13 protein-coding genes are annotated in these 14030 nt (G+C 72.7%); 7 read left to right on the forward strand and 6 right to left on the reverse strand.

Going from position 1 to position 14030, the window contains the following annotated elements; all coding sequences use genetic code 11:
- Positions 1–9: 9 nt before the first annotated feature.
- From ASD16_RS04575 to ASD16_RS04585, 3 genes are read right to left on the reverse strand one after another with little or no spacing between them, the layout of a single operon-like run.
- Positions 10–924: a metal ABC transporter permease gene (locus tag ASD16_RS04575; protein WP_200942899.1), complete on the reverse strand. Its 915-nt coding sequence runs from the start codon at positions 922–924 to the stop codon at positions 10–12.
- A gap of 41 nt (positions 925–965) precedes the next feature.
- Positions 966–1742, reverse strand: a complete 777-nt coding sequence (locus tag ASD16_RS04580) for a metal ABC transporter ATP-binding protein (RefSeq protein WP_055913404.1) — start codon at positions 1740–1742, stop codon at positions 966–968.
- Positions 1739–2674, reverse strand: coding sequence for a metal ABC transporter substrate-binding protein (locus ASD16_RS04585; protein WP_055915708.1), 936 nt, complete (start codon positions 2672–2674; stop codon positions 1739–1741). The genes ASD16_RS04580 and ASD16_RS04585 overlap by 4 nt, the downstream gene beginning before the upstream one ends.
- Before the next feature lie 161 nt (positions 2675–2835).
- Between ASD16_RS04585 and ASD16_RS04590 the strand changes: the two genes are divergently transcribed.
- A complete protein-coding gene (locus ASD16_RS04590; RefSeq protein ID WP_055913407.1) occupies positions 2836–4221 on the forward strand; it encodes a glycine--tRNA ligase in 1386 nt (461 codons plus the stop codon).
- Positions 4222–4270: 49 nt separating this feature from the next.
- Here ASD16_RS04590 and ASD16_RS04595 read toward each other — a convergent pair whose 3' ends face one another.
- Positions 4271–5227, reverse strand: coding sequence for a hypothetical protein (locus tag ASD16_RS04595; RefSeq protein ID WP_055913410.1), 957 nt, complete (start codon positions 5225–5227; stop codon positions 4271–4273).
- Positions 5224–5802, reverse strand: a complete 579-nt coding sequence (locus ASD16_RS04600; RefSeq protein ID WP_082570589.1) for a SigE family RNA polymerase sigma factor — start codon at positions 5800–5802, stop codon at positions 5224–5226. Before ASD16_RS04600 ends, ASD16_RS04595 begins: the two co-directional genes overlap by 4 nt.
- 124 nt (positions 5803–5926) lie before the next feature.
- Between ASD16_RS04600 and ASD16_RS04605 the strand changes: the two genes are divergently transcribed.
- The 5 genes from ASD16_RS04605 to dusB are packed head-to-tail and all read left to right on the forward strand — an operon-like array spanning position 5927 to position 10707.
- Complete coding sequence (locus ASD16_RS04605; protein WP_055913413.1) at positions 5927–6877, forward strand: ABC transporter ATP-binding protein; 951 nt, start codon at positions 5927–5929, stop codon at positions 6875–6877.
- The gene (locus ASD16_RS04610; RefSeq protein WP_082570590.1) at positions 6874–7662 is read left to right on the forward strand and encodes an ABC transporter permease; all 789 of its coding nucleotides are present in this window, start codon (positions 6874–6876) and stop codon (positions 7660–7662) included. Before ASD16_RS04605 ends, ASD16_RS04610 begins: the two co-directional genes overlap by 4 nt.
- A 50-nt stretch (positions 7663–7712) precedes the next feature.
- Positions 7713–8900 carry a sensor histidine kinase gene (locus ASD16_RS04615; protein WP_055913416.1) on the forward strand — a complete coding sequence of 396 codons (1188 nt, stop codon included), beginning with the start codon at positions 7713–7715 and terminating at the stop codon, positions 8898–8900.
- On the forward strand, positions 8897–9508 hold the full coding sequence (locus ASD16_RS04620) for a response regulator transcription factor (RefSeq protein ID WP_055913419.1): 612 nt from the start codon (positions 8897–8899) through the stop codon (positions 9506–9508). Before ASD16_RS04615 ends, ASD16_RS04620 begins: the two co-directional genes overlap by 4 nt.
- 14 nt (positions 9509–9522) lie before the next feature.
- On the forward strand, positions 9523–10707 hold the full coding sequence (gene dusB, locus ASD16_RS04625; RefSeq protein ID WP_055913422.1) for a tRNA dihydrouridine synthase DusB: 1185 nt from the start codon (positions 9523–9525) through the stop codon (positions 10705–10707).
- A gap of 100 nt (positions 10708–10807) precedes the next feature.
- Here the strand turns inward: dusB and ASD16_RS04630 are convergent, their stop codons facing one another.
- A complete protein-coding gene (locus ASD16_RS04630) occupies positions 10808–11686 on the reverse strand; it encodes a carbohydrate kinase family protein (RefSeq protein WP_055915714.1) in 879 nt (292 codons plus the stop codon).
- Positions 11687–11728: 42 nt separating this feature from the next.
- Between ASD16_RS04630 and ASD16_RS04635 the strand changes: the two genes are divergently transcribed.
- The gene (locus tag ASD16_RS04635) at positions 11729–13999 is read left to right on the forward strand and encodes a M28 family peptidase (RefSeq protein WP_200942837.1); all 2271 of its coding nucleotides are present in this window, start codon (positions 11729–11731) and stop codon (positions 13997–13999) included.
- The last annotated feature ends 31 nt before the right edge of the window (positions 14000–14030 follow it).

Here is a 14030-nt window from a genome sequence, read left to right on the forward strand (position 1 = left end):
GTCCTGATCCTACGTGGTAGGTGAGGGTCGCCTAACTGCCACCTCGTCAGCATCGTCGACGTCGTCGACCAGCAGGACGTCGTCAACCATGTCGGGGTGCGGGTCCTGCGGGGGTGCGGGCCGGCGCAGGACCGGCTGCAGGGTGGCGGCGACCGCGTACACCCCGATCGCCAGGACGACGATCGTCGCCCCGGGCGGGATGTCCTGCCAGTACGTGAGCACCAGCCCGGCGACGCTGACGACGACTCCGATCACACTGGCCAGCGTCATGGTGCGGCTGAACGAGCGCGCGAACAGCTGCGCGATCGCCACCGGCACGATCATCAGCGCGCTGACCAGCAGGAGGCCGACCACGCGCATCGCGATCGTGACGGTGAGGGCGGCGATGGTCGCGACGAGCATCGACAGCAGCCGGACCGGCAGCCCGCTGGCCCGCGCGAACTCCTCGTCGTGACTGACCGCGAACAGGGCGGTGCGCAGGCCGACGCCGACGCCGAGCACGAGGACGGCCAGGGCGACCGTCCACCACAGGTCGGCGGTGGACACCGTCGAGATCGAGCCGAACAAGTAGCTGATCAGGTTGGCGTTGGTACCGCCGGCGAGCTTGATGAGCAGGACACCGCCCGCGATGCCGCCGTAGAACATGAGCGCGAGGGCGAGGTCGCCGCTGGTCCGGCCGCGCTCGCGCACCAGCTCGATGACGATCGAGCCGACCACCGCCGCGATGACGGCGCCGGGCAGGGCGAGCGTGTCCTGCGGCACCAGACCGGCCCAGCTGCCGACCAGCCAGCCGAGCGCGACACCGGTGAGGGCGACGTGCCCGATGCCGTCGCCGAGCAGCGCCATCCGGCGCTGAACCAGGAACGTGCCGACGACCGGGGCGGCGGCGCCGACGAGCACAGCGGCGATGAGCGCGCGCTGCATGAGGGGCGAGCTGAGCAGCTCGACGACCTGGTCCCACGCGGTCACGGGTTCACCTCCACGGACAGCGACGGGCCGGTGTGCGGCGGCTCCGGGTCGGGGTGGGCGTGGGTGTGGTCGTGCCACTGGCCGGCGTGCTCGCCGCGGGCGCGTGGCGGCGGGCCGTCGTGCGCGACGCGGCCGTGGCGCAGCACGACCGCGCGGTCGATCAGGGGCGCGAACGGGCCGAGCTCGTGCAGGATCACGACCACGGTCGTCCCCGCGTCGTGCAGGCGGCTGACGGTGTCGACGAACGTCGCCTGCGTCGGGATGTCGATGCCGGACGTGGGCTCGTCGAGGACCAGCAGGTCGGGGTCGCGGACCAGGGCGCGGGCGATGAGGACGCGCTGCTGCTGCCCGCCGGACATCTCCTGCACCCGCTGGGACGCCCGGTCGGCCAGGCCCACGTCGGCGAGCGCGGCGAGCGCGCGGCGCTTGTGCCCGCGCGGCGGTCGCAGGGTCCGGCCGTGCAGCAGCCCGGACGTGACCACCTCGTAGGCGGTCGCCGGGACGCCCGCGGCGGCGGGCAGCCGCTGCGGCACGTACCCGATGCGGTCCCAGGGGGCCGACGGGCCCAGCGGGGCGCCGAACAGCCGCACGTCCCCGGCGGTGCGGGTCACCACACCGAGCAGCGAGCGCACCAGGGTCGACTTGCCGGAGCCGTTGGCCCCGAGCAGCGCGAGCACCTCACCGGCGGGCACGACGAGGTCGATGCCGTCGAGGATCGGCTGGCCGCCGAGCGTCACGCCGAGGCCGGTCGCCTCGATCACGGGGGTGCTCACGAGCAGGACAATGCCACGCGCAGCGCGGCGAGGTTGGCTTCGGCGATCGAGAAGTAGTCGGCGTCGGGGTCCGCCAGGCCCTCGATCGGGTCCAGCACCGCGGTGTCGACGCCGAGGTCGGCGGCCAGGGTCTCCGCGACCTTCGGGCTGACCAGCGTCTCGAAGAAGATCGTCGTCACACCCTCGTCGCGGACGATCTTCTCGACGGCAGCGAGCCGGGCGGGCGACGGCTCGGCCTCGGGATCGACGCCGGAGATGCCGACCTGCTCGAGGTCGTAGCGGTCGGCCAGGTAGCCGAACGCCTCGTGCGTCGTGACGAACGTGCGGGAGTCGCACTGCGCAAGACCCGTGGCGTAGGCGGCGTCCAGGTCCTCGAATCGCTGGGTGAGCGCCGCCGCGTTGGCCGCGAACGTCTCGGCGCCGTCGGGGTCGAGCTCGGTGAGCGTGTCAGCGACGTCCTGCACGACCGACGGCACCCTGCTCGGGTCCAGCCAGAAGTGCGGGTCGAGGTCGCCGTGCTCGTGCTCCTCGTGCTCCGCCTCCGTCTCGTCCTCGTGGTGCTCCTCAGCGGGCGACATCAACGTCGTGTCGCTCGCGGCGTCGACCACGTGCGCCGGGGAGGTCTGCGCGATCGCGTCGTCGACCGCGGCCTGGAAGCCGGACAGGTACACGACGAGGTCCGCGGTGTCGATGCGCGAGACCTGCGCGGGGGAGAGCTCGACGTCGTGCGGCTCGGCGCCGGGCGGGGTCATCGACTGCACGCTGACCCGATCGCCGCCCACCTGCTCGGCGACGAACTGGAGCGGGTAGAAGGACGCCATGACTTGTACGGCCCCGTCGGCTGAGCCCGCAGTCCCCGACGCGCTCGCGCAACCGGTCAGCACCAGGGGGAGAGCAGCAAGGACGGCGAGGTGGCGGCGCGCGATGGACATGACGATCATTCTCAGTTAGACGAGAACCGTTGTCAAAACGCGTTCGGCTCCCGACCGGTAGCCTGGCTGCTCAACCTCTGCTCACACCGTGGCGGTCTCCGCCGCGGTCCACCCGTCCGCGACACCCAGCCGCGGACGCCACCACCCTGGAGTGATCGATCGTGGCTGCACCCTCCCGCCTGGACTCCGTCGTCTCCCTCGCCAAGCGGCGCGGGTTCGTCTTCCCGAGCGGTGAGATCTACGGCGGTACCCGCTCCGCATGGGACTACGGACCGCTGGGCGTGGAGCTCAAGGAGAACATCAAGCGCCAGTGGTGGCGCACGATGGTGACCAGCCGCGACGACATCGTCGGCCTCGACTCCTCGGTGATCCTGCCGCGGCAGGTCTGGGTCGCGTCCGGCCACGTCGGCGTCTTCACCGACCCGCTGACCGAGTGCCTCTCCTGCCACAAGCGGTTCCGCGAGGACCACATGCTGGAGGAGTTCGAGGAGAAGAAGGGCCGCGTCCCCGAGCACGGTCTGGCGGACATCGCGTGCCCGAACTGCGGCACCCGCGGCCAGTGGACCGAGCCGCGCGACTTCAACATGATGCTCAAGACCTACCTCGGCCCCGTCGAGGACGAGTCCGGCCTGCACTACCTTCGGCCCGAGACCGCGCAGGGCATCTTCGTGAACTTCGCCAACGTGAGCACGACGTCGCGCAAGAAGCCGCCGTTCGGCATCGGCCAGATCGGCAAGTCGTTCCGCAACGAGATCACGCCCGGCAACTTCATCTTCCGCACCCGCGAGTTCGAGCAGATGGAGATGGAGTTCTTCGTCGAGCCCGGCACCGACGAGACGTGGCACCAGTACTGGATCGACCAGCGCACCGACTGGTACACCGACCTGGGCATCGCCCGGGAGAACCTGCGGCACTACGAGCACCCGGCCGAGAAGCTGTCGCACTACTCGAAGCGGACCGTCGACATCGAGTACCGCTTCGGGTTCCAGGGCAGCGAGTGGGGCGAGCTCGAGGGCATCGCCAACCGCACGGACTTCGACCTCAAGACGCACACCGAGCACTCCGGCCAGGACCTGTCGTACTTCGACCAGGCGACGAACACCCGGTACGTGCCGTACGTCATCGAGCCCGCGGCCGGCCTGACCCGCTCGCTCATGGCGTTCCTCGTCGAGTCGTACACCGAGGACGAGGCGCCCAACACCAAGGGCGGCGTCGACGTCCGCACGGTGCTGAAGCTCGACCCGCGCCTCGCGCCCGTCAAGGCCGCGGTGCTGCCGCTGTCCCGCAACGAGTCCCTGTCGCCGAAGGCCCGTGACCTGGCCGCCGAGCTGCGCAAGAGCTGGAACGTCGAGTTCGACGACGCCGGGGCCATCGGTCGCCGCTACCGCCGCCAGGACGAGATCGGCACGCCGTTCTGCATCACGGTCGACTTCGACACGCTCGACGACCAGGCCGTCACCATCCGGCACCGCGACGACATGACGCAGGAGCGCGTCGCCCTGGACAAGGTCGTCGGCTACCTGGCGCAGCACCTCGTCGGCGCCTGACCCGAGAACGCAGCAGGCCCGGAGCGCGCTCTCCGGGCCTGCTGCGTTCTCACTCCCTGGTGCGCACCCGCTCGAGCACCTGGTCGGCGGTCCACGCACAGGCACTCACCCTGCCGCAGCCCACACCCGCGACGGAGGTGCCGTCCGCGCCGACGAACGTCGCGAACGGGGGCGGGTCGCCTTGGAGCACGATGCCGTTGGTGACGGAGACGGTCTCACGGACCGCGTAGAGAAGCCGCGCGTCCGTGCCGGGAGCCAGGAAGGTGGGGACCTCGAAGGTCGCGGGTGAGTCGGAGACGGTGTCCTCGACGACCTCGCCGACACCCCTCGGGTACGTCACGAAGACGCGTGGGTTCTCAAGACCGGGCGGTACGTCTCCCACGAGGACCGCGACGAGGCTCCGCCAGTCGCTGCTCGAGGGCTCCGGCAGCAAGAAGGCGGCCCGCTGCGCCGCCGGGTACAGCGCCTTGCCGTCGTCGGCCCCGTCGGTGCTCCACGTCAGCGTCGCGGCGGTGCCGAGCGACGAACCGTCCCCGCCGTCGTAGCCGTCCCGAGCGGCGATCGCGACGCCGGCGCGGCCATCGGGGAGGTTGTCGAGGGAACGCATGCCCACCGAGTAGTTCCGCCCGCCTGTGGGGCTGCGGGTGTCGAGCCTGACGGACAGGTTCAGGTCGAGCCAGTCGCCGTCGGGTGCGGTCCGCGTGATCGGCGCGTTGGCGGCCCAGATGTTCGGGGCGACCTCGACGGAGGCCTCGGTGCCGAGCATCCGCGGCGCCTGCGTGGCGACCGGCGTGCGGTGCGGGAGCGGGATGGCGCCGACGGCGACTCCGGCCACGAGTGCGAGTGCCGCGATGGCGGACACCGAGCCCGCGACCGCACGACGTCGGCGGCGGCGTCGACCGGCGACGACGGTCGCGCCCGGGTCCAGCGACATCGTCGGCAGAGCAGCGTCGGCGCGGGTGCGCAGGGAGCGGACGAGGTCCTCGTCGGACAGGGTGGCGCTCATCGGGTGCTCCGGTCGATCGTGGTCAGCGCGGTGCGCAGGGTCGCGAGACCTCGCGACGCGGTGGACTTGACGGTGCCGACGCTGACGCCGAGCTCGGCGGCCACCTCGGCCTCCGGCAGCCCGACGAAGTGCCGCAGGACGACGATCCGACGCTGCCGGGGGGACAGCAGGGCGAGGGCGCGGACGAGCTGGTCACGGTCGTCGGAGGGGCTCAGGGTGCCGGACGCCCACGTCTCTGGCAGCTGCTCCGGGGCGGACAGGACCTCGCGGCGGCGTCGTCGCCAGGTGTCGATGCGCAGGTTCACCAGCGTGCGGCGGGCGTAGGCGAGGGGGTCGTCGCGACGAGCACGGGACCACGACGCGTAGGTGCGGACCAGGGCGTGCTGGACCAGCTCCTCGGCGCGGTGCGCGTCGCCGACGAGCAGCCACGCCGTGCGCAGCAGGTCGGCGGTGTGCGCCCGCATGAACGCGGTGAACTCGGCGTCGGTGTCCGGTGGTCCGCCGGTGCTCAGGACGCGCGCCGACTCCTCGCCGACGTCGTCGGTCGGGGCGGGACGCTGCGGCGCGTGGGGCATCGGGCTCACACCGTAGAAGACGCAGCACCTGCCCGGAAGGTTGAGCGCGCGGGTGACATCCGTCATCGCGAGCCGGTGACGGGCGACGGGGGAGCGGGCTGCCTGCCCCGGTCAGGATCGAGCCATGACCTTCACCGACACCCTCCCCACACCGGCTCCGGCCGGACCGGGCCCGCTGGCGATCGACCTCCGGGGCCTGCACAAGTCCTTCGGCACCGTCCGTGCCGTCGACGGGATCGACCTGGCGATCGCGCCCGGCGAGGTCGTCGCGTTCCTCGGTCCCAACGGGGCCGGCAAGACGACGACGATCGACATGCTGCTCGGCCTCGCCCGTCCGGACTCCGGCTCGGTCTCCGTGCTGGGGCTCGACCCGAACCGCGCGATCGCCGAGGGTCGGGTCTCGGCCGTCATGCAGAGCGGCGGACTGCTCAAGGACCTCACGGTCGGCGAGACCGTCGAGCTGACGGCATCGTTCTTCCGTGCGTCGCGCTCGGTCGGCGAGGTGCTCGCCCGGGCCGGCATCGCCGACATCGCCGACCGCAAGGTGGGCAAGTGCTCCGGAGGTCAGCAGCAGCGGCTCCGGTTCGCGCTCGCGCTGCTGCCGGACCCGGACGTGATCGTGCTCGACGAGCCGACCACGGGCATGGACGTGGAGGGCCGCCGCGACTTCTGGACCGCCCTGCGAACCGACGCCTCGCGCGGCCGGACGATCCTCTTCGCCACGCACTACCTCGAGGAGGCCGACGCCTACGCCGACCGGATCGTCCTGGTCAGCCACGGGCGGATCGTGGCCGACGGGTCCGCGGCGCAGGTGAAGAACCTCGCGTCGGGCCGGCTGGTCACCGCCACGCTGCCGGACGTCACCGTCGCGCAGACCGCGGCCCTCGAGGCGATCCCCGGGGTGCAGTCGGTCGAGCTGCGTAAGGACCGGCTGCTGGTGCGGACCTCCGACTCCGACGGCGTCGCCCGTCACCTGCTCACCGCGACCGCGGCGAGCGACATCGAGATCACCGCCCGCGGGCTCGAGGACGCGTTCCTCGCGCTGACCGGCGACACCCAGGGGAGTGCAGCATGAGCGCCGCCGCCATCACCACCGTCCGACCCGTCGACCGCACGCCCCGCACCGGCCTGCTCAACGGCCCGTTCCTGACGATCGAGCTGCGCCGCCTGCTGCGCAACCGCCGGACGGTGATCTTCACGCTGATCATGCCGCCGGTGTTCTTCCTCATCTTCGGCACGGCGGACATGTACACGACGCAGTCGGTCGGCAACGGCAACGTCACCGCGTTCATCATGGTCTCGATGGCCCTGTACGGCGCCATGCTGGCCACCACGAGCGGCGGTGCGAGCGTGTCGGTCGAGCGCTCTCAGGGATGGACCCGGCAGCTGCGGCTCACCCCGCTGCGACCGTCGACCTACGTCTTCACCAAGGTGCTCGTCGCGATGGTCATGGGTCTCGCGGCCGTCGTGGTGGTCGCGATCGTGGGTCTGGCCAGCGGCGCGACGGGTGACGCCGGCGCGCTCGCGGCCTCCCTCGGGCTCGCGTGGGTCGGCTCCGTGGTGTTCGCCGCGTTCGGCCTCTTCATGGGGTACCTGCTGCCGGCGGAGAACGTCATGCAGATCCTCGGCCCGGTGCTCGCGCTGCTCGCGTTCGCGGGTGGGCTCTTCGTGCCGCTCGGTGACGGGCTGTTCGCGGACATCGCGAAGATGGTCCCCACCTACGGCCTGGCGGAGATCGTCCGAGCACCCCTGACCGGCGAGACCCCGAGCATCTGGGCCGTCGTCAACGTGGTCGGCTGGGCGGCGGTGTTCGTCGGCGGCGCCGCGTGGCGGTTCCGCCGCGACACGGCGCGCGTGTGACCACGAGCGACGCCGGTCCGACCGGCTGCCGTCCGGATACCGTGGGCGCTGTGACCAGCAGCGAGGTTCCGGACCGCAGCCGGTCGGCGCCGCGCTGGGGCGGTCGCGAGGCGTTCGTCGGCGACGACGGACCGTCCCGTCCCCGGACGCGGCGGGTCATGCGCGTCGTCGGCCCGGTCATGGGGATCGTCTGGGCGGTGTTCCTGCTGCAGCCGTGGCAGGCCGCGTGGGACGCCCCGCACGGGATCGAGCGGACGCTGTCCCTCATCGCGATCGCGGGGCTGGCGGTGAGCTTCGCGTGGGTCGTCCTCACCCGCGCGGGACCGCACGGCAGCAGCCTCCCCGACCCGAGGACCGGCTTCGTGCTTGCGGGCCAGGTCGTCCTCGTCGGCGTGTCGACCCTCGCGGCGGGGGAAGAGGGCCTGGTCGGCCTCGTGTTCGTGTGCGTCTCCGCGATCTTCCTGATGCGGGACCCGCGGGCGCTGCTGGTCGCCGTGTTCGCCTCGGTCGTGATCGTCGTGGTGCCACGGATCGTGCCCGGCTGGGAGCCGATCGACGACCTCGTGATCTCGGTGGTCCTCGCGTCCGTCGCCGTCTACGGTTTCACGCAGCTGGTGCTGCGCAACCGGCAGCTGGCCCTCGCCCAGGACGAGGTCGCGGTGCTGGCCGTCGAGCGGGAGCGCGAGCGCATCGCGCGGGACATGCACGACATCCTCGGCCACTCCCTGACGGTGATCTCGGTCAAGGCGGAGCTCGCCGGGAAGCTGTTCGACCTCGACGCCGACCGCGCGCGTGCCGAGATCGCGGAGGTCCAGGCGCTGGCCCGTGCGGCGCTCGCCGACGTGCGCGGCATGGTCTCCGCCACGCGCGCCGTGACGCTCGCCGGCGAGCTTGCCGGCGCGCGCCAGGCCTTCGACTCGGCGGGCGTCGACGCCGACGTCCCGGGGACGGTCGACCAGGTGCCCGACGACCTGCGCGAGCTCTTCGCGTGGGCGGTACGCGAGGGCACCACGAACGTCCTGCGCCACGCGGCGGCGAGCCGCGTCCGGGTCACGATGACGGGAGACACGCTCATCGTCGACGACGACGGGTACGGGCCGGCGAACACCGACGTGGTGCCCGGCAACGGGCTGCGCGGGCTGACCGAGCGGGCCCGCGAGTCCAGGGCGCGCGTGGAGGTGTCCGCGAGCCCGCTCGGGGGGTACCGCCTGCTGGTGACCACCCAGGGCGCCCGATGATCCGACTGCTGCTCGCCGACGACCAGGCGCTCGTGCGCGGCGCGCTCGCGGCGCTGCTGGAGCTCGAGTCGGACCTCACGGTGGTCGCTCAGGTGGGTCGCGGGGACGAGGTGCTGCACGCCGCGCGGGAGCACGCCGCCGACGTCGCCCTGCTCGACGTCGAGATGCCCGGGATGGACGGCATCACGGCCGCCGCCGAGCTCAAGGCCCGGCACCCCGCGTGCCGGTCGCTCATCGTCACCACGTTCGGGCGGCCCGGCTACGTCCGGCGCGCGCTCGACGCCGGGGCCAGCGGGTTCGTCGTGAAGGACACCCCCGCCGAGCAGCTGGCCGACGCCGTGCGCCGCGTGCACCGCGGGCTGCGCGTCGTCGACCCGGACCTGGCCGTCGAGTCGCTCGCCGTCGGGACGAGCCCGCTGACCGAGCGGGAGCGGGACGTGCTGGTCGCCGCGGCGGGCGGAGGAACCGTCGCGGACATCGCCCGGGAGACGTTCCTGTCCGAGGGCACGGTGCGCAACTACCTGTCCGCCGCCATGGGCAAGACGGGCGGCCGCACGCGCGCCGAGGCGGTCCGTCTGGCCCAGGAATATGGCTGGTTGCTCGGCTGAGGGACACTAGGGGCATGACCCTGACGACTCCTGCGGTTCCGGCGCGCCCCGGCGCCGTGCTGCCGCCGTTGCGCATCGGTCCGCTGACCATCGACACGCCCGTCGTCCTGGCGCCCATGGCCGGTGTCACGAACGCCGCGTTCCGACGCCTGTGCCGCGAGTCCGGCGCCGGGTTGTACGTCGCCGAGATGGTCACGTCCCGCGCGCTGGTCGAGCGCGGTGAGGAGTCGATGCGGATCATCTCGCACGAGCCCGACGAGCGGCCGCGGTCCGTCCAGGTGTACGGCGTGGACCCCGCGACGGTCGGCGCCGCGGTCCGGCTCATCGCGAGCGAGGACCGCGCCGACCACGTCGACCTCAACTTCGGCTGCCCGGTGCCCAAGGTCACGCGGCGCGGCGGGGGAGCGGTGCTGCCCTGGAAGCGGGACCTGTTCCGCGCCATCATCACGGCCGCCGTCGACGCCGCCCGTCCCTACGGCGTCCCCGTCACGGTGAAGATGCGCAAGGGCATCGACGACGACCACCTGACCTACCTCGAGGCCGGGCTGGTCGCGCAGGAGGTCGGGGTCGCCGCCGTCGCGCTGCACGCCCGGACCGCCGCCGACTACTACTCCGGCACGGCGGACTGGGACGCGATCGCGCAGCTCAAGGCCACCGTGACCGACATCCCGGTGCTGGGCAACGGGGACATCTGGTCCGCCGAGGACGCCCTGGAGATGGTCGCGCAGACCGGGTGCGACGGTGTCGTCGTCGGCCGTGGCTGCCAGGGCCGGCCGTGGCTGTTCGCCGACCTCGCCGCCGCGTTCGCGGGGTCCGACGAGCGCATCCGGCCCGGCCTCGGGTACGTCGCGACGATCGTGCGCCGCCACGCCGAGCTGATGGTCGAGCACTTCGGTGACGAGGGCAAGGCGCTGCGCGAGATGCGCAAGCACATGGCCTGGTACTTCAAGGGCTACGTCGTCGGCGGGGAGACCCGGGCCGCCCTCGGGCTGGTCTCGACGATGGCCGAGCTCGACGAGCGCCTCGCCCGTCTCGACCTGGACCAGGGCTACCCCGGGGCCGGTGCCGAGGGGCAGCGCGGCCGGGCCGGGTCGCCCAAGCGCCCCCTGCTCCCGTACGGCTGGCTCGACTCCCGAGACCTGTCCCCGGAGTTCGCGAAGGCCCTCCACGAGGCCGAGCTGAGCGTCTCGGGCGGCTGACGTCGTCGACCTACCCCCGAACGAGCCATGAGTGCCGCGTGACGCCCCGGTGGCAGCACTCAGGACTTGTTCGCGGGAGAGGGCCGGCGCCCGCGGTGCGTCACACGCGACGGACCCGCACCGTCGCAGCACGGCGGTCGAGGGACGAGAGCGTGGCCGTGGGTGCTCCCAGGTCGCGGGTGGTCACCGCCGCCGCGCCTGCCGCCGACGCTCGGGCGAGAGCACTCTCGGCCGGCAGGCCGTCCAGCGTGCCGCTGAGCAGCCCGGCCAGGAACGCGTCGCCGGCGCCGTTGGTGTCGACGACGTCGTCCACGCGTGCGGCCGGCACCTCGATCCAGCCGGCGGCATCGAGCGCCAGCGCGCCCGCCGCGCCGTCCGTGCAGACCGCGAGCCGGCACCCGCGCGTGACCGCGTCCACGAGGTACGCGCGGGCGTCTGCCAGTCTCGCGGCGCTGACCACGAGCACGTCGGCGGACGCCACGAAGTCGCGCGGGAAGTCGGCGAGACCGTCGTCGTCGTGCACGTCGCACCAGACGGGCACCCCGGCGGCACGAGCCGCGCCGAGGAGGGGACGGCTGTGGTCGGCCAGGTCGAGGACGGCCGCGTCGACGCCGTCGAACGACGGGATCGTGCCGGCGCCCGGGGACGGCAGCTCCAGGTAGAGCGAGACGCGCGAGCCGTCGTCGGCCATGAGGTTCACGTGCCGCTCGGTGGCAGTGACCTGCTGGACGACCAGCGAGATCCTCGGGTGCGCCAGCGCGGCGCGGACGAGCGAGCCCTCGCGGTCGTCCCCGATCGCGGTGCGCAGCGTCACGTCGATGCCGAGCGCGGCCAGCGTGAGCGCCTTGCCCGCCGACGTCCCACCCAGACCGTCGTGATGGCCGCTGGCGAAGAGCGTCTGCGAGCGCGGTTCCGGCAGCGACGGCAGCCGGACCAGCGTGTTCCAGGAGGCGGGACCGTTGACGAGGACACGAGGCACGGTGCACACCCTAGGAGGGGGTCGGCGCGCGATCATGAACGCGTGAACGAGACGACGAGGTCCCGCGGACTCTCCTTGCTCAGCCTTGCTGTCCTCGTGGTGCTGACGGCGGTGAGCCTGTGGACGGTCTGGCCGCCCCCGCCCGCATCTGCCGACGCACCCGCGGACTCGTTCAGCGCGCAGCGGGCGTTCGAGCACGTGCAGGTCATCGGGCAGGAGGTCCACCCGGCGGGCAGCGCGGCAGCCGGAGACGTGCGGGACTACCTCGTCGACACGCTCACCGACCTCGGCCTGGAGCCCGAGGTGGTCGAGGGCGTCGGCGCGACGGGCGCCCTCGGCAGCGGGTACGGGCTGGCCGCCGTCGAGAACGTGGTCGCGGTCCTGCCCGGCACCGACTCGACGGGCACCGTGTTCCTGGTCGCGCACTACGACTCGGTGCAGGTGTCCTACGGCGCCAACGACGACGGCGCCGGTACCGCCACCCTGCTCGAGACCGTCCGCGCGCTGCGCGAGGGGCCGCCGCTGACGAACGACCTCGTCCTGCTGTTCACCGACGCCGAGGAGGCCTGCCTGTGCGGCGCCGAGGCGTTCGTGCACGACGACCCGCTCGGGGCCGACGGCGGCGTGGTGCTCAACGTCGAGGCCCGCGGCTCGTCCGGCCCGGCGATCATGTTCGAGACGTCGCGCGGCAACGCCGCCCTGGTCGACGTGTACTCCACCGTCCCGCACCCCGTCGGCAGCTCGATGGCCGTCGAGGTCTACCGGATCCTGCCCAACGACACGGACTTCACGCCGTTCCGCGAGGAGGAGCGCTTCGCGGGCCTGAACACCGCCTACATCGACGGCTCGGCGGCGTACCACGCGCCGGAGGACCGCCCCGAGTACATGGACCTCGCGAGCCTGCAGCACCACGGCTCGAACGCCCTCGCGCTGGCCCGGGCGCTCGGTGACGACGACATCTCCGCGCTGAGCGTCCCGTCGGCGAACGACGCCACCTACTTCCCGGCCTTCGGAGAGCTCGCGCGCTACCCCGGCTGGCTGGTGTGGCCGGTCGCGGTGCTGGCCGCGCTCGCGGTGGTGGCCCTCGGGTGGCTCTCCGTACGGCGCGAGCTGGTCACCGGGCGACGGCTGGCCGCGGGCTTCGCGTGGGCCCTCGCGCCGATCGTGCTGGTCGTGGTCGTGGCGCAGCTGTTCTGGATGCTGCTGGTGGCGCTGCGGCCCGGGTACGCCGAGCTGCTCGACCCGTGGCAGCCGTGGTGGTTCCGGGTCGCGCTCGTCTCGCTCGTGGTCACCGTCCTGCTGCTGTGGTTCGGCGCGCTGCGCGCCCGGCTCGGTGCTCCCGCGCTGGTGGTCGGCGCGCTCGGCTGGCTGGCCGTGCTCGGGCTCGTCCTCGCGTCCGTCACACCGGGTGGCTCGTACCTGGCCGCTCTGCCGGCGCTCGCCGGAGCGGTCGGCGGCATCGTCGCGCTGCGTCTCGGTGACACGTCGCGCGTCGTGGTGCACACGGTCGCCGGGGCTGTTGCCGTCGTGGTGCTCGCGCCGATCGTGATGCTGTTCCTGCCGGCCCTCGGGCTGGCGACCGGTGCGGCTCCGGCGCTGTTCGCGGTGCTGCTGGGGCTCGCGCTGCTGCCCGTGCTCGACGGTCTGGTCCCGCGGGGCCGCCGGTCGCTGCTCCCGGCGCTCGGGGCCGGCGTCGTGGCGGTGGCCTGCGTAGGCGTGGGCCTGGTGGTCGATCAGTTCGACGAGGCGCACCCTCTGCCGACGCAGCTCATGTACGCGCTGGACGCGGACTCCGGAGACGCCTGGTGGATCAGCTCGGAGGTCAGCCCGAGCGACTGGACCGGCCAGTTCGTCTCGGACCACGAGGACGTCCACTCGACGTTCCCGCTGCTCGGCACCGACGTGTGGACCGGCCAGGCCGAACCGGCGGACCTGCCCGCACCCGAGGTGACGATCGACTCCGACACGACGGCGAACGGCGTCCGGACGCTCGAGCTGACGGTCGCCCCGCAGCGAGACGTGCGACTGGTGTCCCTGACCATCGCGGACGGGGGGGTGCAGTCCGCGCAGATCGAAGGTCGTGACATCCCGGTGGCCGACGGCACGCTCGCGGCCGTGTTCAACGCGCCGCCGGACGACGGTGTGCACGTGACGCTCACGCTCTCCGGTGACCAGGAGGCGGTGCTCCAGGTGGCCGACGGCAGCGACGGGCTCGAAGAGCTGCCCGGCTTCGAGCCGCGGCCGACCGGGGTGGGGATCCTCGGCTCGCACACGAGCGAGCTGGTGCTGGTGGGAACCACCGTCACGCTCTAGGGTGGGCCCTCCTGCAAGTTGCTGCAACGAG

It is taken from the genome of Cellulomonas sp. Root485, from assembly GCF_001426705.1.
GTDB lineage: Bacteria > Actinomycetota > Actinomycetes > Actinomycetales > Cellulomonadaceae > Cellulomonas.

Bases quoted from the DNA above. Each gene is read 5' to 3' on its own strand.
- ASD16_RS04585 (WP_055915708.1), bottom strand. From the start codon at position 2,674: ATGTCCATCGCGCGCCGCCACCTCGCCGTCCTTGCTGCTCTCCCCCTG.
- ASD16_RS04575 (WP_200942899.1), bottom strand. From the start codon at position 924: ATGCAGCGCGCGCTCATCGCCGCTGTGCTCGTCGGCGCCGCCGCCCCG.
- dusB (WP_055913422.1), top strand. From the start codon at position 9,523: ATGACCCTGACGACTCCTGCGGTTCCGGCGCGCCCCGGCGCCGTGCTG.
- ASD16_RS04605 (WP_055913413.1), top strand. From the start codon at position 5,927: ATGACCTTCACCGACACCCTCCCCACACCGGCTCCGGCCGGACCGGGC.
- ASD16_RS04620 (WP_055913419.1), top strand. From the start codon at position 8,897: ATGATCCGACTGCTGCTCGCCGACGACCAGGCGCTCGTGCGCGGCGCG.
- ASD16_RS04595 (WP_055913410.1), bottom strand. From the start codon at position 5,227: ATGAGCGCCACCCTGTCCGACGAGGACCTCGTCCGCTCCCTGCGCACC.
- ASD16_RS04610 (WP_082570590.1), top strand. From the start codon at position 6,874: ATGAGCGCCGCCGCCATCACCACCGTCCGACCCGTCGACCGCACGCCC.
- ASD16_RS04600 (WP_082570589.1), bottom strand. From the start codon at position 5,802: ATGCCCCACGCGCCGCAGCGTCCCGCCCCGACCGACGACGTCGGCGAG.